Origin of the sequence: Alcanivorax sp. UBA3183 (assembly GCF_002364155.1) — a bacterium.
Taxonomy (GTDB): Bacteria; Pseudomonadota; Gammaproteobacteria; order Pseudomonadales; family Alcanivoracaceae; genus Alcanivorax; species Alcanivorax jadensis.
Genome location: NZ_DEXN01000047.1, coordinates 6,212 through 24,519 on the forward strand (window position 1 = coordinate 6,212; position 18,308 = coordinate 24,519).

Genomic DNA, 18,308 nt, shown 5'->3' on the forward strand with positions numbered 1-18,308 from the left:
ACCCACCACCCGCTTCTCCTCCATCAGGGCTGCCTTCTGCCCATAGTACTCGGCCACACCATAGACGCAGCCCAGCGCCAGATAGCTCATGTCCCGGTGCGACTGATACTCCACCTCCAGCAGCCCCGGGGAAATTTCCGACACATTGATATGCGGCGGCTTGGCGTTGGCATCTTTCATGCGCACTACCCGCTCGTGAATGCGATCGTCGATGTTTTTCAGGAAGGTCACCGCGTCCCAGTCATCAGGAATAAAGGAGCGGTACATTTTCATTAGCGGGGGAATCACCCAGGCACCGAAATCCTTGAGTATCTCGTCGCGGCCCTGGCCGGTGACCTCCACCGCCGCAGCCAGAAGATCCTCAAGATCACTGTCCGGGTACATGCTGATAGGAATAAAGGCCTTGCCAGGCAGCCCGGCCTTGTCACGCAGAGTGTCCCAGGCGTCCTCGCCCAGTTTTTCTTCCACGTATTTTTTCAGGTTGGAAATAATGACGCCATGCATGGAGCTCCCTCCCACTCAGGTGTTTATTCACCATAGCAGGGAGGTACTACCGTGCAGAAAACCGCTCGGGGCATAAAACGCGCCGCCGATTAGGATAACAACGACTAACCGGCCACCTTTCTCAGTCGCTGAATGACCTCGGTCACGTTCTCGATCACCCGGTCGATATCCGCCTGCGAGGTAAAGCGCCCCACCGAAAAGCGGATGGAACCATGGGCCAGCGCATCCGGCACACCCATGGCCTTGAGCACATAGGAAGGCTCCAGGGACGCAGAGGTACAGGCAGAGCCGGAGGAAACCGCCGCCTGATTCATGGCGGTCAGCAGCATTTCACCGTCCACGCTGGCAAAGGCCACATTGAGATGCCCCGGCAAACGCGGCGCACCCTCACCATTGATGCTCACCCCGTCCAGCTGGCTGATGCCATGCCACAAACGATCGCGCAGCCCGGCAATACGCGGGCCTTCCTCATCCCGCAAACGGGCCGCCAGGGCAACCGCTTCGCCCATACCGACGATCTGGTGAGTCGCCAGGGTACCGGAGCGCATGCCCCGCTCGTGGCCGCCACCATGAATCTGCGCCGCCACCTTCACATCCGGCGAGCGGCGCACATATAACGCCCCAATGCCCTTGGGCCCATAAATCTTGTGCGCGCACACGGACAACAGATCCACCTGCAGGGCCTGCACATTCAAATCCAGCTTGCCCACACTCTGGGCCGCATCGGTATGGAACAACACACCGTTCTCGCGGCACAGGGCGCCGATGGCGGCGATATCGTTGATTACCCCGGTCTCGTTGTTGGCGTGCATCACACTCACCAACACGGTGTCCTGACGGAGCGCCTCGGCCACGCTCTGCGGGTCGATACGGCCATCGGCCGCGGGTGTCAGGTAGGTCACCGGGTGGCCCTGCTTTGCCAGCCAGCCACAGGCATCCAGCACCGCCTTGTGTTCGGTGGCACTGGTAATCACATGGCCACCGCCACGGGCTTCGATCACGCCCTTGATGGCCAGGTTATTGGCCTCGGTGGCACCGCTGGTCCAGACAATCTCGCGCGGGTCCGCCTGCAGCAGGTCCGCCACCTGACGGCGGGCGGATTCCACCGCTTCCTCCGCCAGCCAGCCATAAAGGTGGCTGCGTGAGGCCGGGTTGGCGAACGTCCCTTCGGGACCGAGATGACGGACCATCACATCAACCACCGCCGGGTCTACCGGGGTAGTTGCCGCGTAGTCGAGATAGACGGCTTGGCTCATGGCGACTTGGCTTGTGGCGATTGGGGTTGGCGAAAAAACAGAGAGGAGATTATACCTGAATCCACACCGTCATCGTGGCTGCCGGGTAAAGGGTGTGCGGTGCCGGCAAAGGCTGACGATGAGGATTCAGAAGCAGTCTACAGGCTACTGACGGGCAGACGCTGATGCTGACGGTCCTGGCGCTGGGCCACCTGCTTCACTTCCTGGCGAGCCACCAGCTCCCCCAGGGAAATACCGCCCAGAAAGGCCTGTATCTGATCCGACAGATCGCACCACAGGTGGTGGGTCAGGCAGGTATCGCCTTCCTGGCAATCCCCGTGGCCGCCGCAACGGGTGGCATCCACCGACTCGTCCACCGCCGCAATCACCGCCGCTACATCAATATCGTCACTGGCCCGGCTGAGCTGATAGCCCCCGCCCGGCCCGCGCACGCTGTTCACCAGGCCATTACGGCGCAACTTGGCGAACAACTGCTCCAGATAGGAAATGGATATACCCTGACGATCGGAAATATCCGCCAGTGACACCGGGCCCGTGGCCGCATGCAATGCCAGATCCAGCATCGCCGTCACCGCGTAGCGACCTTTTGTAGTCAACCGCATATCCACACCCTTATTGCGTGTATTTGACGTGAAGCGTAGTAATCCTGAGCAATTTGGTCAAGTATTAACGACTTACAATTAAGAATCATTTTCATTTGATGTGCAACTATGGCAGATATCCCCTTTCTCTGCCAACAACTGATCAAACATTACCCACAAAGGCACCCAGCGCTTGACACCCACCCCTCCCTCGCGGAAAATTCGCGACCTCAAATGGCAAGGTAGCTCAGCTGGTTAGAGCACAGCACTCATAATGCTGGGGTCGGCGGTTCAAGTCCGCCCCTTGCTACCAGATAACGAAAAAGGGTTAGAGAGCGATCTCTAACCCTTTTTTGTGGTTGCCTACAAGTTGGCTACCGATTGACCTCAAGCATTATTCTCCCTGTCGCCTCTTGGCCCCAATTCGATATGCTCGGCCTTCCTGCTGAAATGAACGCATTGTAGCGTCAAGAGCACCCATAACTGAGCCATGAATATCGGGAAACAGGGTTCTATAGTTAATATTCATAGCGTCAAGTATATCGAGAATCTTCATTTGCTCTGAAGGTGAGCAAGGAAACACATACTTTGTGAATAGAGGCTTATCAAAGTCGTTGTGGAGAAGATTTGCTGTAACAGCCGCAGCCCAAGCCTCGAATGAATAGTAGTCACCATGGTTGGTAAAAAAACCCTGCTGATACGCCAACCTTTTATTGTATTTTTCTACTGCAGAAATAGGATGCACAAGTGGGAAAGAGAGCTTAACCAATTCAATTGCATCTGGGTTCTTCATATAGATGTCATGCTGGATAAATTCATTTACAGACTTCAACAAATCGAGATCAATAACCCAGACAGATCTTTTCTTATCAAAATAATCTCCTGAAGTGATTGCAAAAAACAAAGCGACATAAGGAGAGTAAGTCCAGTCCAATAAAGGTGTTGGCAAGCCATAGTGCTGTCCAAACTGCCAAAGATCCATCCTATTAATGTCTTCATGCGAAATGTCACTATTGATCGTTAAGTTTTCGCGGAACGATTCAATTAGTCTTGTCGAGACATGACCATTAAAGGAAAAAGGGATTGTATTTTCAGGATACCTTTTGGATAGGACGTTCTTGTATCTTGAAAGAGTTGGAGTCAATTCCCAGCTTTCATCTGACTGACCTCTAAAGCCAAATCGCGAACTTCTTGTAACAAGTGAACTAGATATCTCATCAAATAAAGAAAGCGCAGAATCAAGAGGTTTAATTGCTGGTTCATCTATTCTCAAATCAAAACACCTAAATTAGTGAAACCGAGATCCGCGGTCAGGCCTTGCCCTCTGCCCCGAAGCAAGTACATCACTGTTCCGCGAGCCAACGCCCAATCAGTTAAACCGATACTCCAACCCCAGCGTATACGCCTCCACATCCACGTCATCCAGTGAATAGCGGTCCACGCTGCCGCGGAATTTCAGGTTGTCGAGGCCGTAGGTGAAGCCGGCGCCCCAGAAGCCGTCGGTGCCGTTTTCGTCGCTGCCGTGGTCGAATTCCGCGTCCCAGCGCAGGGCGCCGGCGCGCAGGAACAGGTCGGTGCCGGTGGCGATGCGGGCCTTGCCGATGGCGGCGGCTTCGATGCCGGAGATGTCGACTTCATTGCCGTCGCCGTAGTCACCCAGCCACACAGCACCGCCTTCCACGCCAACGGTGAAGGTATCGCGAGCCAGGGGGAAGCTGACGCCACCCAGCAGCGAGAAGGTGTGATCGGTGGTGTCTACTTCGGAGGGGATATCCCGGTCATCCAGATCGGTCCAGCCGCCTTTGAGGACGCCATAGACACTGTGAGAGGCAAAGACCGGGGTGGAAAGTGTGATGGCGCCGAGGATGGCGGTGGTAGCAAGCAAAGGGGTTTTCATGTGTCGCTCCCTGCGATCATTATTGATTCAGGTACGACTTTATCACGAGGCAGGAAGGATGCCAGAGGGCAAACCCCGGTGCGGGCGTCAGGGGATTCGCCTGTGAAGGGTTACTGCGCTCCGGTTGCAGATATCAGGGCATGTCGCACGATCAACAACGTCGCTCAGGGACGGATCACGAAGTAATAGTCGCCGCTGAGCTTCAGGCGCATGCAGCCGTGATCATCGGGGAGATCATTTTCCCACTCCACGTCCTGGACGCCCAGATCGAAGGCGGCGGTGTTGCGGGCGATGGCTTTGAGGCGCTCCACATCGTTGGACTCGGTGATCAACACCGGGGGGATGGCAGCAGCGCTCTTTTCGCGAAACAGTCTCATCGTCTCTCTCCTCGCTGTGTCAAAGCAGCTACATCAAGGCCCATGGCGACCCTGCTTTGAGGTGACGACCGCTCAGTCCTTGTTCGGGGTGAGCCGGTATTTTTATTCGTGCGTTTTACCTTTGCTCTCTCTAGTTACCGGAACCTTTTACCCGGTGCAATAACCCTGATTGCTCATATTCAAGAAAATGCGAAGTGCGTCAACCGCCTGATTTCACAGTAAAAAAGCCTGCACAGGGCAGGCTTTTTCTCAAGAAAATGAATGAGTTAGCCATTCGTCGGTCAGAGCATGATCAAGTGGTTCGGCAGCTCATTTTTTTGTTCCGTGGCGGGCACGTGGGTGGCCAGTTTGTCGCCGCAGGCCGCCACGCATTCCTGGAAGCCTTCCGCTACCCGGCCGGCTTTCACCCGGGCGATGAAGGCATCCACGATGGTCTGCCACTCGCTGTCATCCACATGGCGGGCAATGCCCTGATCCGCCAGGATTTCCACGTAGTGTTCCGCTTCGCTGACGAAGATCAGCAGGCCAGTGCCGCCGCGGGTGCGGTGCAGGCCCTGCTCGAGGAACGCCTGCCGGGCCAGGCCGGCGGCGCGCATGCGTTGCAGGCGACGGGGCACGACCCGGAACTGCACCGGCTTGAGGCGGAACAGCACCGCCAGCACCAGCAGTACACCCCATTGCAGCAGTAGGCCTTCAAAGGGAGTCAGCCAGACCGGCAGGAACAGCAAAGCCACCGGCACCAGCAGGGACAACAGCGCGGCCCACAGCAGGGTCACATAGCGGTAATCGTCGGCCTGGCGAGCCAGCACCGTGACCAGCTCAGCGTCGGTGCGTTTTTCCTGTTCGCCGATTGAGCGGGACAGGGTTTCCTGAGCGTTCTTGTTCAGCAACATTACCAACCTCCCGAGGCGCCACCGCCTCCGAATCCACCACCGCCGCCGCCGAAGCCGCCGCCACCGAAACCACCACCGCCGCCAAAGCCGCCCATGGGCACCGGCATGAACATGCCGCCACGGCGGCCACCCCGGCCACCACCGCCACCAAAGGACAGCAGGAAGGTGACCACGACCATGCCGATCAGTATCAGCAGGGCCTTGAGGCCGCTGGGTTTGTCGTGGGGTTGGCGTTCGCCTTGATATTCGCCCTTGATGGCCGATTGAATGGCGGTGACACCGGCCTGGATACCACCGTAGAACTGACCCTGGCGGAAGGCGGGCAGGATTTCCTGCTGGATGATGACGCTGGAAAGCGCATCGGTGAGCACCCCTTCCAGGCCGTAACCCACTTCGATGCGCACCTTGCGATCCTTGGGCGCCACGATCAGCAGGACACCGTTATCGGATTCCTTGCTGCCGATGCCCCAGTGGCGGCCCAGCTGGTAGCCGTAGTCGGCGATCTCATAACCTTGCAGATCCGACAGGGTGACCACGACCACCTGGTTGGAGGTGTTCTGTTCCGCCGAGGCCAGTGCCTGGGTCAGGCTCTGACGCTGGGCGGCGGTCATCAGGTTGGCGTTGTCCACCACCCGGCCGGTGAGTTCGGGAAATTCCGGCGCCGCCCACAGGGGCGACGACAGAAGCAGTATCAGCAGGGTAAATAAGCGCATCATTCGAAACTGACGGCCGGCGCCTGATCCGCATCTTCCGCGGTGGCTTCGTAGGTTTCACGCATTTCCATGTCGCTGTACAGGAAGCTGTGCCACAGCCGCCCGGGGAAAGTACGGATTTCGGTGTTGTACTGCTGCACGGCGGCGATGTAGTCACGGCGCGCCACGCTAATGCGATTCTCGGTACCTTCCAGCTGCGATTGCAGCGCCAGGAAATTCTGGTTGGCTTTCAGGTCCGGATAGCGTTCCGCCACCACCATCAACCGTTGCAGGGCCGAACCGAGCTGACGCTGGGCCTGCTCGAACTGTTTCAGTTTTTCCGGATTATTGAGCATGTTCCCATCCACCTGGATGGAGCCCACCTTGGCGCGGGCCTGGGTCACTTCCACCAGCACTTCCCTCTCGTGACTGGCATAGCCCTTCACGGTATTGACCAGGTTGGGGATCAGGTCTGCCCGGCGCTGATACTGGTTTTCCACCTGCGACCAGGCGGCTTTTACCTGTTCGTCGTAGGTGGGAATGTTGTTGATGCCACAGCCGCTGAGCCAGCCGGCCAGCATGACCAGAAAAAGGCTACGCCAAAGTGTCATGGTTCTCTGCTCCTTCAATCCAGAATGACAGCGGTTCCTTGCGCTTGTCGTCGCGCAGGCTCGCCAGTAACTGCTGTTTTTCGCTACGGGTCAACCGCTTGAGCCGGGCTTCCAGCCGCGAGGCGGAGGCTCGATCGCCGGCGGGCACCAGCAACACCGGCTGTACCGGTCGGCGGGCACGGGTGTAACGTGCGCCCTTGGGGCTGTAATTATGCTCGTGAAAACGCCGGGCCGGTTCGGTACTGATACCGGTATACAGTGTCTGGTCCGCACAGCGCAGCATATACACCCACCACTCTTGCATGGTTTTTACATCCCACTTTTTACTGGCTGCTATGATGCCAGAGACGTTCAAGACAACAAGGATGAAAAAATGATTACCTACCTTTACTGGTTTCTCGTTGCAGTACTCGTCATCGGTGCCCTGTTCGGTATCGGCGTGCGTCTGGGCAAATGGAAGCCGGCACTGATTATTGCCGCCGTGATCTGGTTGGTGGCCACCCTGGCCTACTACTTCTGGCTGGAACAGATTTTTGTGAAACGCTTTGGCGGCACCATGAATATCAAGGTGCCCGAAGAGCAGTACCACATCGGTGCCACCTGGAAGGGCGACAACCTGTGGATCCAGAACTACAACCCGGAAACCAACGAGTGCATCTTCCAGGAATACTCCCGGGGCAACATGCTGGAAGGCAAGGTCGTGCTGAAGAACTGTGACCCGCTGCAGGGCACCGGCATGGTGCTACCGAAAGACCCGGCGCTGAAGTAACCGCCTCTTTGAAAAAGGGACGTGCCAACCCCCACCGTTGGAGCCTTGCTGGCAAGGCGAATGCCAAAACTGGTCAGGCAACCTCTTCGCTTTGTGAACAAAGCTCCAACGGGTAACCGTAGCTGCCCCTTCCCCTGTTCCGGTGATGCGGCTACCCTTCCGCTTTTCACTGACCGGAACAGGACGCCCCATGAGCAATTCCCTTCAAACCCTGATGTTTGCCTTGAACCTGGTACCCGATGCTGTCGCCTTCGAGCAGGTGCAAGAGGTGATTGCCGAGCACTACACCTACACCCCTACCCGCTTTACCAACGGCAGTGGCGATGACCAGGTGGCAAATGAGGCAGGCAGCAATGAGGGATCCTGCAAGATTTTTGCCTTCGCCAAACTCAACAACCTGTCCGACGCCCAGACCCTGGCCTGCTTCGGGCATTTCTATCGGCATGACGTTCAGGGCAACCCGGACGGCACCGACCACGCCAACATCCGCACCTTCATGCGCCACGGCCTGAGCCAGGTGCAGTTCGATGGCGACGCCCTCGTTCCTCGATAATGTGATCCCCTTCGCGCCATCTTGATCCGCTTTCGTGAATCCTGTGCAGACAATTTCATGGAGAGATGATCATGGCGCGCTATCTGGGCCTGCTGTTTGCCTTGTTACTGACCCCCGCGGTGCAGGCGGCGGACGGCTGTGCCGACGCCCTGGATACCACCGTCAGAAAGCTGCATTCCCAGCAGACGCTGGATCTCTGTGCCCTCACCCGCAACAAGCTGACGCTGGTGGTGAATACCGCCAGCCAGTGTGGCTACACCCCGCAGTTCAAGGATCTGGAGGCGCTATACCAGACCTACCGGGAGCAGGGCCTGCTTGTGGTGGGCTTCCCCTCTGACGACTTCCGCCAGGAGTTGAACAGCGAGTCCGATACCGCGGAAGTCTGTTATGTGAACTACGGCGTCACCTTCCCCATGGCCGCCACCAGTTCGGTCAAGGGCGACAACGCCAACTCGGTATTCCGGGCCCTTGGTGCCGCCACCCAGGCGCCGGGCTGGAACTTCAACAAGTATCTGGTAGCGGCGGACGGCTCCCTTATTCGCCATTTCCCGGCAACGGCGGAGCCACGCGGTGGTGAGCTGGAAGCGGCCATCCGCGATGCATTGACCCGGTGACCTGGGCAACGAGGTAGATGCCTCCGGCAGAGGCTGATATTGTGAACGGTCACCCATTATTACCCGGCGGTGAGTCCTGTGAAGGTTCGCAGCAGCAAAGAACAGCAACGCCATCAGCTTGAGCGCGATATGGAGCGCTATCTGTCCAAGGGCGGAGAGATCAAGGAGATCCCCCGTGGCGTCAGTGGTACCGATCCCGTGCACGGGAAAGGGCACCAGACTGTGCTGTTCAACGGCCCCCGCCAGCCCCAGCGCACCGATCTGAGCCAGGTGGCTGCCACCATCGACGCGCGCAAGCACAAACCCCGCCGCCAACGACTCACCCACCGCCCCACCCGCAAGCTGATTTATGATGATTTCGGCGAACCGTTACGCTGGGTGTGGCACGACTGAAGAAGGATCTGCAATGAAACGGCTTCTGCTGTTGGTATCCCTGTTTATGATGAGTCAGACCGCGTTCAGCGACATCATTGAAACCCGGGTCACCCTGCCCGACGATCTGGGCACCGGGGTCATGTACCTGAATGACAAACAGAAAAAACCCGGGCCCGGGGTAATCGTGATCCACGAATGGTGGGGCCTGAACGATTACGCCCGCGATCGCGCCCGCATGCTGGCCCGGGCCGGTTATACCGCCCTGGCGGTAGACATGTATGGCACCGGCAAGGTGGCCACTCATCCGAAGGATGCGGAATCCTTCATGAAATCCGCCATGGCCGAGCCAGAAAAGATGAACGCCCGCTTCGAAGCCGCCCGCAAGATGATGCTGAAACAGCAGCAGGTAGAAGCAGGCCGTCTGTTCGCCATCGGCTACTGCTTTGGCGGTGGCGTGGTACTGAACCAGGCCCGCATGGGCACCGAGCTGGCCGGCGTGGCCAGCTTCCATGGCACCCTGGGCACCGACACTCCAGCCCAACCGGGTGACATCAAGGCGCGTATTCTCGCCGCCACCGGCCAGGCCGACCCGATGATTCCCGCCGAACAAGTCACTGGCTTCGTGAAGGAAATGACCGAGGCCGGCGCTGACTTCCAGCTGCTCAGTTTCCCGGGCGTCAAGCACAGCTTCACCAATCCGAAGGCGGATGCGGTGGCAGAACGCTTCGACATGCCGGTGGGCTATGATGCCCATGCGGACCAGGTGAGCTGGAAAGCGCTGGTGGATTTCATCGAACATCAATCCCACGCGGAATAACCGCACCAGTTAGGGGCATTGCACAACGCAATGCCCCGTCACTGCCCATCTTTCTGCCCGATTCGTTTTCCCCCTGCGCCAACCCCCTGATTTTCCTCAGCCTCGCCACTTGGCATCCCCTTTGCTTTATCTCAGAAAGAGGAATCGAATGGCCACGTTGCCATTAAGCACTCAATACAATTTGAACCAATAGACCGCTAGGGTTCCGGTCGCCTGCACCGACAGACAGCGTGCAGCCGATGCCTGGTCCGAGAGCAGTCGACCTTCTTGCAGTCGTTTCGCAGCACATGCGGCTGAAGGTTACACGGCGGGACAAAAGCCCGGGAGGACACGATGACCGCGTTGTCATTGGATTCCTCATCGTCCGTAGCCAAGGAGGTCCGAGATGACCCTTTCCGTACGTAAGACCGCTGCCGTTGCAGCACTTGTCCTGTCCACATCCCTGATGCCGGTCACCGCACTGGCCAAAGATTCCTTCAGCATTTGCTGGTCCATCTATGTGGGCTGGATGCCGTGGGATTACGGTGCCCAACAGAAGATCGTCGACAAGTGGGCCGACAAGTACGACATCGAGATTGATGTAGTACAGATCAACGACTACGTGGAATCCATCAACCAGTACACCGCCGGTGCCTATGACGGCTGCGCCATGACCAACATGGATGCGCTGACCATTCCCGCTGCTGGCGGCGTGGATTCCACCGCCCTGATCGTGGGTGACTTCTCCAACGGTAACGACGGCGTGGTGCTCAAGGGCACCGACAAGCTTGCCGACATCAAGGGCCAGCAGGTCAACCTGGTGGAACTGTCGGTATCCCACTACCTGCTGGCGCGGGCGCTGGAAACCGTGGGGCTGACTGAGCGTGACCTGACCGTGGTGAATACCTCGGATGCGGATCTGGTTTCCGCCTTCACCACCAAAGGCGTCACCGCCGTGGCCACCTGGAACCCGCTGTTCAGCGAAATCACTGCCATGCCGGACAGCCACAAGGTGTTCGACTCCGCGCAGATTCCTGGTGAAATCATCGACCTGATGGTGGTCAACACCGACACCCTGGAAGCCAACCCGGATTTCGGCAAGGCGCTGACCGGTGCCTGGTACGAGATCATGGCCACCATGTCCGCCGATGATGAGGCCGGCAAGGCCGCCCGTACCTTCATGGCCAATGCCTCCGGTACCGACCTGGCCGGCTATGAAGCCCAGCTGGATTCCACCCGCATGTTCTACCAGCCCGCTGAGGCCGTGGCCTTCGTCAACAGCCCGGCACTGAAAGACACCATGCAGAAGGTGGCGGAGTTTTCCTTCCAGCACGGTCTGCTGGGTGAAGGCGCCCCGGACGCCGGCTTTGTGGGTATCGAAACCCCGGCGGGCATCTATGGCAGCGACAGTAATGTAACGCTGCGCTTTATCCCGGATTACATGGCCATGGCAGCCGAAGGAAAGCTGTAACAACGCAAGCACGTCGCACGCTGGCACGTACCACGCCAGCGTGCGGTGTCCGCCCTGTTGCGAATTCAATCACCGGGAATTGCCATGAAAAAACTGATCAACCGTCAACCGGGACGTGTCGGTGCCTGGGCACTGGGCCTGCTGCCCTTCGTGCTGCTGCTGATTGTCTATATGGTGGCCTCCGATGCGCGCCTGACGGAAAACCCCAACGACAAATTGCTACCGGCAATGGGCAGTTTTGTGGATGCCATCCAGCGTATGGCATTCGAACCCAGCAAGCGCAGCGGCGACTATCTGTTGCTGAACGACACCCTGGCCAGCCTGCAACGGCTTGGCATCGGTGTGGCCATCAGTGCGCTGATTGCCCTGGTGGTGGGGATCGGCAACGGCACCATTCCCTATATCCGCTCTACCCTGTCACCGCTGGTGACCGGCATGTCACTGGTACCGCCCATGGCGATCCTGCCGGTGCTGTTCATTATTTTCGGCCTGGGTGAACTGGCCAAGGTAATGCTGATCATCATCGGCATTACCCCCTTTCTGATTCGTGATCTGCAGCAACGGGCGCTGGAAATTCCGGAAGAGCAGATCATCAAGCTGCAGACCCTGGGCGCCAATACCTGGCAGATCATTACCCGCCTGGTCTGGCCGCAACTGATGCCGCGATTGATCGGCGCCGTGCGGTTGTCACTGGGCCCGGCCTGGCTGTTCCTGATCGCCGCCGAGGCCATCGCCGCCACCGAAGGGCTGGGCTATCGCATCTTTCTGGTGCGGCGTTATCTGGCCATGGATGTGATTCTGCCCTACGTGGTGTGGATCACCCTGCTGGCCTTTGCCATCGACTTTCTTCTGCGTCGCTACTCGCAGTGGCGCTACCCCTGGTTCCATCAACAGGCTCATTAAGGAGATCCGTGGTAATGGCTATCATCGAAATGAAAAACCTGTGGAAGGAATACGGCGACCAGGTGGTGCTGGAACGGCTCAACGCCACCGTCCAGGAAGGCGAGTTCGTCACCGTTGTCGGCGCCTCCGGCTGCGGCAAGACCACCTTCCTGAAACTGCTGCTGGGCACCGAACAGGCCAGCCGTGGCGAACTGCTACTGGATGGCCAGCCCCTGCCCGGCGAACCGGATGACAGTCGTGGCATCGTGTTCCAGCGCTACTCGGTACTCAACCATCTGACCGCACTGGAAAACGTCATGCTCGGTGGCGAATTGCAGCACAGCCCCTGGCTGGGTTTCAGTTTCGGCAAGCGCCGCAAACAACTGCAAAAAGACGCCCTGGCCATGCTGGAAAGCGTGGGCCTCAGCCACGCCGTGAACAAATACCCCCATGAACTCTCCGGCGGCATGCAACAACGGCTGGCCCTGGCCCAGGCGCTGATCAAAAAACCCCGCATCCTGCTGCTGGACGAACCCTTCGGCGCCCTGGACCCGGGCATTCGTGCCGACATGCACAAGCTGGTGCTGTCGCTGTGGAAAGAACAGCGACTCACCGTGTTCATGATCACCCATGACATCAACGAAGGCTTTTACCTGGGCACCCGGCTGTGGGTGTTCGACAAGCCTCGCCTGGACCCGCAGGCCCCCGGTGCCTATGGCGCCCGGGTGACCTACGACTTGCCCGTGGGTGACTGCGAAACCGGCACCCTGACAAACATTAATCAAAGCGTGCGCAATACCAGCCGCGCTCTCCATGACACCCTGTAAGGAGCGACCGATGAGCGACAGCCTTTACACCACCACCCTGCCCGGCAGCGCCCACTGGTCGCTGCGGGTGCGCCGTGGCATGCAACTGCGATTTACCGACGTGGAAGGTGGCGCCAACCTGTCCCTGCTGATGTACAACCCGGAAGACCTGCTGGAACGCTACAACGCCCCGGACACGCTCAAGGGCCAGCACACCTTCAAGCTGACCCGCGGCAACTGCCTGTACTCGGATATGGGGCGGGTGTTTGCTTCCATGGTCGACGATGATTTCGGCTGGCACGACACCGTCTGCGGCACGCTCAGCGAAAAAAGTCTGCAGGAAAAATACCCGGTCAGAACCTATCAGGATCATCACAACCACTGGACCCTGAGCGGCGAGCACAGCTTTCTCACCGAGCTGGCCAAATACGGCCTGGGCGAACGGGATCTGGCCGCCAACCTGAATCTTTTCTCCAAAGTCATCACCGACGATGACGGCAACCTGATCTTCGATGCCAGCGCCGCCCGCGCCGGCGCCAGCGTCACCCTGCGCTTTGAAATGGACACCCTGGTGATCCTGCATACCTGCCCGCACCCGCTGAACCCGGCGGCAGACTATCCGATGAAACCGGTACAGGTGGAGATGCTCAAAGCCGCCCCACTGAACGACGACGATTACTGCAAACACTTCCGCCCGGAAAATGGCCGCGCCTTCGAGAACAATCGTCTGTACCACCTGGGTGTATAACCCGCTCCTGTAGGAGCGCCTCTCGAGGCGCGATAACCAAGGCAAGAAAGGATCCACCATGATCAAAGAAAGCCACCGACAACCGGAACAGACCAGCTTCCGCGAAGTGGTCGCCGCCGGGGATTATTTCATTCACACGGTAAAAAAAGGCCAGACCGTTCGCCTGCTGGATCTGCAAGGCAATCAGGCCGCCGACACCCTGTTCTACAGCGCCGCCGACCCGGCAGAACGCTACAGCGCCATGGATACCATTCGCGAGCAGGGCAACGTCTACCTCACCGCCGGTAGCGTGCTGATGTCCAACCGGATCAACCCGCTGCTGGAGATCGTGGCCGATACCTGTGGTCGCCACGACACCCTGGGCGGTGCCTGCGCCACGGAAAGCAACACGGTGCGCTACGACCTGGAAAAGCGCTGCATGCACGCCTGCCGGGATAGCTGGATGCTGGCCGTGAACCAGCACCCGGAGTTTGATCTGGGCAAACGGGACATTACCCACAACATCAACTTCTTCATGAATGTGCCGGTCACCGCCGACGGCGGCCTCACCTTCGAGGATGGCATTTCCGCCCCGGGAAAATACGTGGAACTGACCGCCTGCATGGATGTGGTGATGTTGATTTCCAACTGTCCACAGCTCAACAACCCCTGCAACGGCTACAACCCCACACCCATTGAAGTGCTGATCTGGAACCATTGATTCTGATTGACCCGCACTTCCCCGGGGACGACCCCGGCGGCCAAAGAATGCAATGACGGGACGACCCGTCAGCCGTCAAAGAGACATCGCCATGTTCAACAAAGTGTTGATTGCCAACCGCGGCGCCATTGCCACCCGTGTGATTGCCACCCTGAAAAAACTCGGCGTTACCGCCGTGGCCGTCTATGCCGAAGCGGATCGGGATTCCCTGCATGTGACCCAGGCCGACGAGGCCTACTGCCTGGGCGACGGTGGCGCCCGCGACACCTATCTGAATCAGGATGCCCTGTTTGCCCTGATGGAGCAGCACGGCATCGAGGCGGTGCATCCCGGCTACGGGTTTCTCAGTGAAAACCCGGACTTTGTGCAGGGCTGTGAAGCCCGTGGTATTGCCTTCATCGGCCCGACGCCACAGCAGATGGACACCTTCGGCCTGAAACACACCGCCCGTGCCCTGGCAGAAAACACCGGCGTTCCCCTGCTGCCCGGTACCGACCTTCTCACCGACAAAGAGGCTGCCCTGACAGCGGCAGACCAGGTCGGCTACCCGGTGATGCTGAAAAGCACCGCTGGCGGTGGTGGCATCGGAATGCAGATTTGTGAAAACGCCGCCAGTCTGGACAAGGCCTGGGACACGGTACGTCGCCTGAGCGCCAATAACTTTTCCAACGATGGCGTTTTTATCGAAAAATATATCGCCCGTGCTCGCCATATCGAGGTGCAGGTTTTCGGTGACGGCCAGGGCCATGCGGTCACCCTCGGCGAGCGCGACTGCTCCGCCCAGCGACGCCACCAGAAAGTGCTGGAAGAAACTCCCGCGCCCAACCTGCCCGATGCCGTTCGCAGCGAACTGCAGGCCACCGCCAAAACGCTGATGGAAGCGGTCCGCTACCGTAACGCCGGCACCGTGGAATTTATTCTCGACCAGGACAGCAACGCCTTTTATTTCCTGGAAGTGAATACCCGCCTGCAAGTGGAGCACGGCGTCACCGAACAGGTTTACGGCGTAGACCTGGTGGAGTGGATGCTGAAACTAGCCGCCGGCGAGTTGCCCTCGCTGGAGAGCCTGGCCTCCACCCTGACAGTCTGTGGCCATGCCATCCAGGCACGGTTGTATGCGGAAGACCCGAACAAGGATTTCCAGCCCAGCGCCGGCCTGCTTACCGCCGTCACCTTTCCCATGGCCGATGGCAATGCCCTGCGTATTGATCACTGGATCGAAGCCGGACTCACCGTCTCTCCACTGTTCGATCCCATGTTGGCCAAGGTGATTGTTCATGAAGCCAGCCGCGACGCAGCCCTGGCCGCACTGGACAAGAGTCTGGAAGAAACCTGCATCGAAGGCATCGAAACCAATCGCGATTATCTGCGCAGCATTCTTGCCGACCCGGTGTTTGCCGACGGGCAGATGACTACCCGTTATCTGAATGACTTTCGCTACCAGCCATTCACCCTGGATGTGCTGGCAGGGGGCACCCTGACCACAGTGCAGGATTACCCCGGCCGCAGTGGTTACTGGCCGGTGGGTGTGCCGCCGTCCGGCCCGTTCGATGCTCTGAGTTTTCGCCTGGGCAATCGCCTGCTGGGCAACGAGGAAAAGGCAGCGGGGCTGGAGTTCACTCTCAACGGCCCGACCCTGAAATTTAATCAGGCCACCCGCATCGCCCTCACCGGCGCAGACATGCAGGCAACCCTGGATGGCAACCCGGTTCCCGGCTATACCGCCATTGCCATACAGCCGGGCCAGACCCTGAAGCTGGGCAAGGTAGTCGGCGAGGGGGCTCGTGCCTACCTGGCCATTGCCGGCGGCATCCAGTGCTCTCCCTATCTGGGCTCGCGCAGCACCTTTACCCTGGGTCAGTTCGGTGGCCATGGTGGCCGCGCCCTGCGCACCGGGGATGTGCTGCATTTCTCTCCCGACAACGGGACGGACAGCGATCTTGAGGTACCGGAGACGCTGAAACCCTCACTGAACAACCAGTGGACCCTGCGAGTGATCTACGGCCCCCACGGTGCGCCGGACTTCTTTACCGACGACGACATGGCCATGTTCTTCAGCACGGACTGGCAGGTGCACTACAACTCCAGCCGCACCGGTGTGCGCCTGGTGGGTCCCAAACCCGGCTGGGCACGCAGCGACGGCGGCGAAGCCGGCATGCACCCGTCCAACATCCATGACAATGCCTACGCGGTAGGCACGGTGGATTTCACCGGTGACATGCCGGTGATTCTGGGCCCGGACGGACCCTCCCTGGGCGGCTTTGTCTGCCCGGCCACGGTGATTCTGGCGGACCGCTGGAAACTGGGCCAGCTCAAGGCCGGCGATACCTTGCGCTTTGAGGCCATCAGCCTGGCCGATGCGGATGCACTGGCCGCAGAACAGGACGCCTGTGTGGCCGCCTTGAGCGCACCGGAACAACAAGTCAGCCCGGCGCCGATCACCACCCCGATTCTCAACCGCCTGAGCGAAAGCGACGCCGGAGTGGAGGTGGTCTACCGAGCCGCCGGCGACCGTTACCTGTTAGTGGAATACGGCCCCTTGGTGCTGGACCTGCGCCTGCGTTTCCGTGCCCATGCGTTGATGCTATGGCTGCAGGAACAGCAACTGGATGGCGTCATCGAACTGACCCCGGGCATTCGCTCCCTGCAGATTCATTTCGATCCGCGGCAACTGCCCCGCACAGAACTGCTGGAAACACTGGCCCAGGCAGAACATGCCCTGCAACAGCAGGACGATCTGGAAGTGCCCTCGCGCATCGTGCATATCCCGCTGAGCTGGGATGACGAGGCCTGCCATCAAGCCATCGAAAAATACATGCAGTCGGTGCGCAAGGACGCTCCCTGGTGTCCGTCCAATCTGGAATTCATTCGCCGCATCAACGGCCTCGACAGCATTGATGACGTTAAGAAAATTCTGTTCAGTGCCCGCTATGTGGTGATGGGCCTGGGCGATGTGTATCTGGGTGCACCGGTGGCAACGCCTTACGACCCTCGCCACCGGCTGGTGACCACCAAGTACAACCCGGCCCGCACCTGGACCGCGGAAAACTCCGTGGGCATCGGCGGCGCCTACTTGTGCGTGTATGGCATGGAAGGCCCCGGCGGTTACCAGTTCGTCGGCCGCACCCTGCAGATGTGGAACCGTTACCGGCAGACCGAGGCGTTTGATCAGCCCTGGCTGCTGCGCTTCTTCGATCAGATTCGTTTCTATGAAGTGAGCCACGAGGAACTCAATCAGATTCGCCGGGATTTTCCCAAGGGCCAGTATCCGATCCGCATCGAAGAGACCACCTTCAGCCAGAAGGACTACCAGCAGTTTCTGGATGACAACCAGCAGGACATCACCACCTTCACCGACGCCCGCAACCAGGCCTTTGATGAAGAACTGCAACGCTGGGTGGCCAGCGGCCAGATCAACTTCCAGTCGGAGCAGGATCTGGATGCGGACAACAGCGCCGAGTCGGTGGCGGGCACCCCGGTGGAATCTCCGGTGGCTGGCAACATCTGGAAATTGAATGTGGCCGAGGGCGACAGCGTCAACGCCGGCGATGTGGTGGCGGTGCTGGAATCCATGAAGATGGAAATCGAGATCAGCGCCCCGGAAAGCGGCCAGGTGGTTGCCATCAACCGCCAGGAAGGCCAGCAGATCAATGCCGGCCAGGCGATCATGGTGCTGGACTGAACCGAGAGAAAGTCATCATAGCGTCGACGGGAACAAGGCTGGGTAATGCGCCAGCCCTGGTTACCCTCAGGTCTCAGCCTCTCGCTGTCGCAATTTCCTTA

Annotated in this window: 21 protein-coding genes, 1 tRNA gene and 1 riboswitch; of the genes, 12 read left to right on the forward strand and 10 right to left on the reverse strand. The window is 59.1% G+C overall.

Annotated features, from left to right (window positions below):
• The 3 genes from B3Q33_RS14515 to iscR form a co-directional block, all read right to left on the reverse strand.
• A partial coding sequence (locus B3Q33_RS14515) for a heme NO-binding domain-containing protein (RefSeq protein WP_286828396.1) occupies positions 1 to 504 on the reverse strand: 504 nt, incomplete at its 3' end.
• A 104-nt stretch (positions 505 to 608) separates the two neighbouring features.
• A complete protein-coding gene (locus tag B3Q33_RS14520) occupies positions 609 to 1,760 on the reverse strand; it encodes an IscS subfamily cysteine desulfurase (RefSeq protein ID WP_272962715.1) in 1,152 nt (383 codons plus the stop codon).
• A 137-nt stretch (positions 1,761 to 1,897) separates the two neighbouring features.
• Entirely contained in the window at positions 1,898 to 2,362 is a 465-nt protein-coding gene (iscR, locus tag B3Q33_RS14525) for a Fe-S cluster assembly transcriptional regulator IscR (protein ID WP_035249113.1), read from the reverse strand.
• Positions 2,363 to 2,577: 215 nt separating this feature from the next.
• Here iscR and B3Q33_RS14530 point away from each other — a divergent pair.
• Positions 2,578 to 2,654, forward strand: a tRNA-Met gene (locus B3Q33_RS14530).
• An 81-nt stretch (positions 2,655 to 2,735) separates the two neighbouring features.
• On the opposite strand, the gene B3Q33_RS14535 is transcribed toward B3Q33_RS14530, so the two are convergent.
• The 7 genes from B3Q33_RS14535 to B3Q33_RS14565 all read right to left on the reverse strand — a co-directional run bounded on the left by B3Q33_RS14535 (position 2,736) and on the right by B3Q33_RS14565 (position 7,115).
• Positions 2,736 to 3,614 carry an FRG domain-containing protein gene (locus B3Q33_RS14535; protein WP_272974443.1) on the reverse strand — a complete coding sequence of 293 codons (879 nt, stop codon included), beginning with the start codon at positions 3,612 to 3,614 and terminating at the stop codon, positions 2,736 to 2,738.
• Positions 3,615 to 3,710: 96 nt separating this feature from the next.
• A complete protein-coding gene (locus tag B3Q33_RS14540; RefSeq protein ID WP_272962095.1) occupies positions 3,711 to 4,238 on the reverse strand; it encodes a hypothetical protein in 528 nt (175 codons plus the stop codon).
• A gap of 164 nt (positions 4,239 to 4,402) precedes the next feature.
• Positions 4,403 to 4,615 (reverse strand): hypothetical protein, encoded by a 213-nt coding sequence (locus B3Q33_RS14545; protein WP_035249117.1) that lies wholly within the window; start codon positions 4,613 to 4,615, stop codon positions 4,403 to 4,405.
• Positions 4,616 to 4,896: 281 nt separating this feature from the next.
• Positions 4,897 to 5,508 carry a TPM domain-containing protein gene (locus tag B3Q33_RS14550; RefSeq protein WP_272962094.1) on the reverse strand — a complete coding sequence of 204 codons (612 nt, stop codon included), beginning with the start codon at positions 5,506 to 5,508 and terminating at the stop codon, positions 4,897 to 4,899.
• Entirely contained in the window at positions 5,508 to 6,224 is a 717-nt protein-coding gene (locus B3Q33_RS14555) for a TPM domain-containing protein (RefSeq protein WP_272962093.1), read from the reverse strand. The genes B3Q33_RS14550 and B3Q33_RS14555 overlap by 1 nt, the downstream gene beginning before the upstream one ends.
• Positions 6,221 to 6,811, reverse strand: coding sequence for a LemA family protein (locus B3Q33_RS14560; protein ID WP_035249122.1), 591 nt, complete (start codon positions 6,809 to 6,811; stop codon positions 6,221 to 6,223). Before B3Q33_RS14560 ends, B3Q33_RS14555 begins: the two co-directional genes overlap by 4 nt.
• Positions 6,795 to 7,115 (reverse strand): GIY-YIG nuclease family protein, encoded by a 321-nt coding sequence (locus B3Q33_RS14565; RefSeq protein WP_035249124.1) that lies wholly within the window; start codon positions 7,113 to 7,115, stop codon positions 6,795 to 6,797. The genes B3Q33_RS14560 and B3Q33_RS14565 overlap by 17 nt, the downstream gene beginning before the upstream one ends.
• 69 nt (positions 7,116 to 7,184) lie before the next feature.
• Here B3Q33_RS14565 and B3Q33_RS14570 point away from each other — a divergent pair, with 69 nt between their 5' ends.
• From B3Q33_RS14570 to uca, 11 genes are all read left to right on the forward strand, one after another.
• Positions 7,185 to 7,580 (forward strand): hypothetical protein, encoded by a 396-nt coding sequence (locus B3Q33_RS14570; RefSeq protein ID WP_035249126.1) that lies wholly within the window; start codon positions 7,185 to 7,187, stop codon positions 7,578 to 7,580.
• A gap of 190 nt (positions 7,581 to 7,770) precedes the next feature.
• Positions 7,771 to 8,133 (forward strand): HopJ type III effector protein, encoded by a 363-nt coding sequence (locus B3Q33_RS14575; RefSeq protein ID WP_272962092.1) that lies wholly within the window; start codon positions 7,771 to 7,773, stop codon positions 8,131 to 8,133.
• A 71-nt stretch (positions 8,134 to 8,204) separates the two neighbouring features.
• Positions 8,205 to 8,747, forward strand: coding sequence for a glutathione peroxidase (locus tag B3Q33_RS14580; protein ID WP_272962091.1), 543 nt, complete (start codon positions 8,205 to 8,207; stop codon positions 8,745 to 8,747).
• A gap of 78 nt (positions 8,748 to 8,825) precedes the next feature.
• Positions 8,826 to 9,140 (forward strand): hypothetical protein, encoded by a 315-nt coding sequence (locus tag B3Q33_RS14585; RefSeq protein WP_035249130.1) that lies wholly within the window; start codon positions 8,826 to 8,828, stop codon positions 9,138 to 9,140.
• 13 nt (positions 9,141 to 9,153) lie between these two features.
• The gene (locus B3Q33_RS14590; protein ID WP_272962090.1) at positions 9,154 to 9,939 is read left to right on the forward strand and encodes a dienelactone hydrolase family protein; all 786 of its coding nucleotides are present in this window, start codon (positions 9,154 to 9,156) and stop codon (positions 9,937 to 9,939) included.
• 186 nt (positions 9,940 to 10,125) lie between these two features.
• Positions 10,126 to 10,268, forward strand: a riboswitch (guanidine-I (ykkC/yxkD leader).
• A gap of 56 nt (positions 10,269 to 10,324) precedes the next feature.
• Complete coding sequence (locus tag B3Q33_RS14595; protein WP_272962089.1) at positions 10,325 to 11,389, forward strand: putative urea ABC transporter substrate-binding protein; 1,065 nt, start codon at positions 10,325 to 10,327, stop codon at positions 11,387 to 11,389.
• Between the two features lie 84 nt (positions 11,390 to 11,473).
• A complete protein-coding gene (locus B3Q33_RS14600; protein WP_272962088.1) occupies positions 11,474 to 12,292 on the forward strand; it encodes an ABC transporter permease in 819 nt (272 codons plus the stop codon).
• 14 nt (positions 12,293 to 12,306) lie between these two features.
• The gene (locus B3Q33_RS14605; RefSeq protein WP_272962087.1) at positions 12,307 to 13,098 is read left to right on the forward strand and encodes an ABC transporter ATP-binding protein; all 792 of its coding nucleotides are present in this window, start codon (positions 12,307 to 12,309) and stop codon (positions 13,096 to 13,098) included.
• A gap of 10 nt (positions 13,099 to 13,108) precedes the next feature.
• Positions 13,109 to 13,825 (forward strand): urea amidolyase associated protein UAAP1, encoded by a 717-nt coding sequence (locus B3Q33_RS14610; RefSeq protein WP_272962086.1) that lies wholly within the window; start codon positions 13,109 to 13,111, stop codon positions 13,823 to 13,825.
• A 58-nt stretch (positions 13,826 to 13,883) separates the two neighbouring features.
• On the forward strand, positions 13,884 to 14,525 hold the full coding sequence (locus tag B3Q33_RS14615) for an urea amidolyase associated protein UAAP2 (RefSeq protein ID WP_272962085.1): 642 nt from the start codon (positions 13,884 to 13,886) through the stop codon (positions 14,523 to 14,525).
• A gap of 91 nt (positions 14,526 to 14,616) precedes the next feature.
• The gene (uca, locus tag B3Q33_RS14620; protein WP_272962084.1) at positions 14,617 to 18,207 is read left to right on the forward strand and encodes an urea carboxylase; all 3,591 of its coding nucleotides are present in this window, start codon (positions 14,617 to 14,619) and stop codon (positions 18,205 to 18,207) included.
• Positions 18,208 to 18,308 lie beyond the last annotated feature (101 nt).

Excerpts from the sequence above, each read along its gene's own strand:
- B3Q33_RS14550 (WP_272962094.1), bottom strand. The coding sequence starts at position 5,508 with ATGTTGCTGAACAAGAACGCTCAGGAAACCCTGTCCCGCTCAATCGGC.
- B3Q33_RS14545 (WP_035249117.1), bottom strand. The coding sequence starts at position 4,615 with ATGAGACTGTTTCGCGAAAAGAGCGCTGCTGCCATCCCCCCGGTGTTG.
- B3Q33_RS14575 (WP_272962092.1), top strand. The coding sequence starts at position 7,771 with ATGAGCAATTCCCTTCAAACCCTGATGTTTGCCTTGAACCTGGTACCC.
- B3Q33_RS14615 (WP_272962085.1), top strand. The coding sequence starts at position 13,884 with ATGATCAAAGAAAGCCACCGACAACCGGAACAGACCAGCTTCCGCGAA.
- B3Q33_RS14610 (WP_272962086.1), top strand. The coding sequence starts at position 13,109 with ATGAGCGACAGCCTTTACACCACCACCCTGCCCGGCAGCGCCCACTGG.
- iscR (WP_035249113.1), bottom strand. The coding sequence starts at position 2,362 with ATGCGGTTGACTACAAAAGGTCGCTACGCGGTGACGGCGATGCTGGAT.
- B3Q33_RS14605 (WP_272962087.1), top strand. The coding sequence starts at position 12,307 with ATGGCTATCATCGAAATGAAAAACCTGTGGAAGGAATACGGCGACCAG.
- B3Q33_RS14540 (WP_272962095.1), bottom strand. The coding sequence starts at position 4,238 with ATGAAAACCCCTTTGCTTGCTACCACCGCCATCCTCGGCGCCATCACA.
- B3Q33_RS14595 (WP_272962089.1), top strand. The coding sequence starts at position 10,325 with ATGACCCTTTCCGTACGTAAGACCGCTGCCGTTGCAGCACTTGTCCTG.
- B3Q33_RS14580 (WP_272962091.1), top strand. The coding sequence starts at position 8,205 with ATGGCGCGCTATCTGGGCCTGCTGTTTGCCTTGTTACTGACCCCCGCG.
- B3Q33_RS14570 (WP_035249126.1), top strand. The coding sequence starts at position 7,185 with ATGATTACCTACCTTTACTGGTTTCTCGTTGCAGTACTCGTCATCGGT.
- B3Q33_RS14555 (WP_272962093.1), bottom strand. The coding sequence starts at position 6,224 with ATGATGCGCTTATTTACCCTGCTGATACTGCTTCTGTCGTCGCCCCTG.
- B3Q33_RS14590 (WP_272962090.1), top strand. The coding sequence starts at position 9,154 with ATGAAACGGCTTCTGCTGTTGGTATCCCTGTTTATGATGAGTCAGACC.
- B3Q33_RS14560 (WP_035249122.1), bottom strand. The coding sequence starts at position 6,811 with ATGACACTTTGGCGTAGCCTTTTTCTGGTCATGCTGGCCGGCTGGCTC.
- B3Q33_RS14600 (WP_272962088.1), top strand. The coding sequence starts at position 11,474 with ATGAAAAAACTGATCAACCGTCAACCGGGACGTGTCGGTGCCTGGGCA.
- B3Q33_RS14520 (WP_272962715.1), bottom strand. The coding sequence starts at position 1,760 with ATGAGCCAAGCCGTCTATCTCGACTACGCGGCAACTACCCCGGTAGAC.
- uca (WP_272962084.1), top strand. The coding sequence starts at position 14,617 with ATGTTCAACAAAGTGTTGATTGCCAACCGCGGCGCCATTGCCACCCGT.
- B3Q33_RS14565 (WP_035249124.1), bottom strand. The coding sequence starts at position 7,115 with ATGCAAGAGTGGTGGGTGTATATGCTGCGCTGTGCGGACCAGACACTG.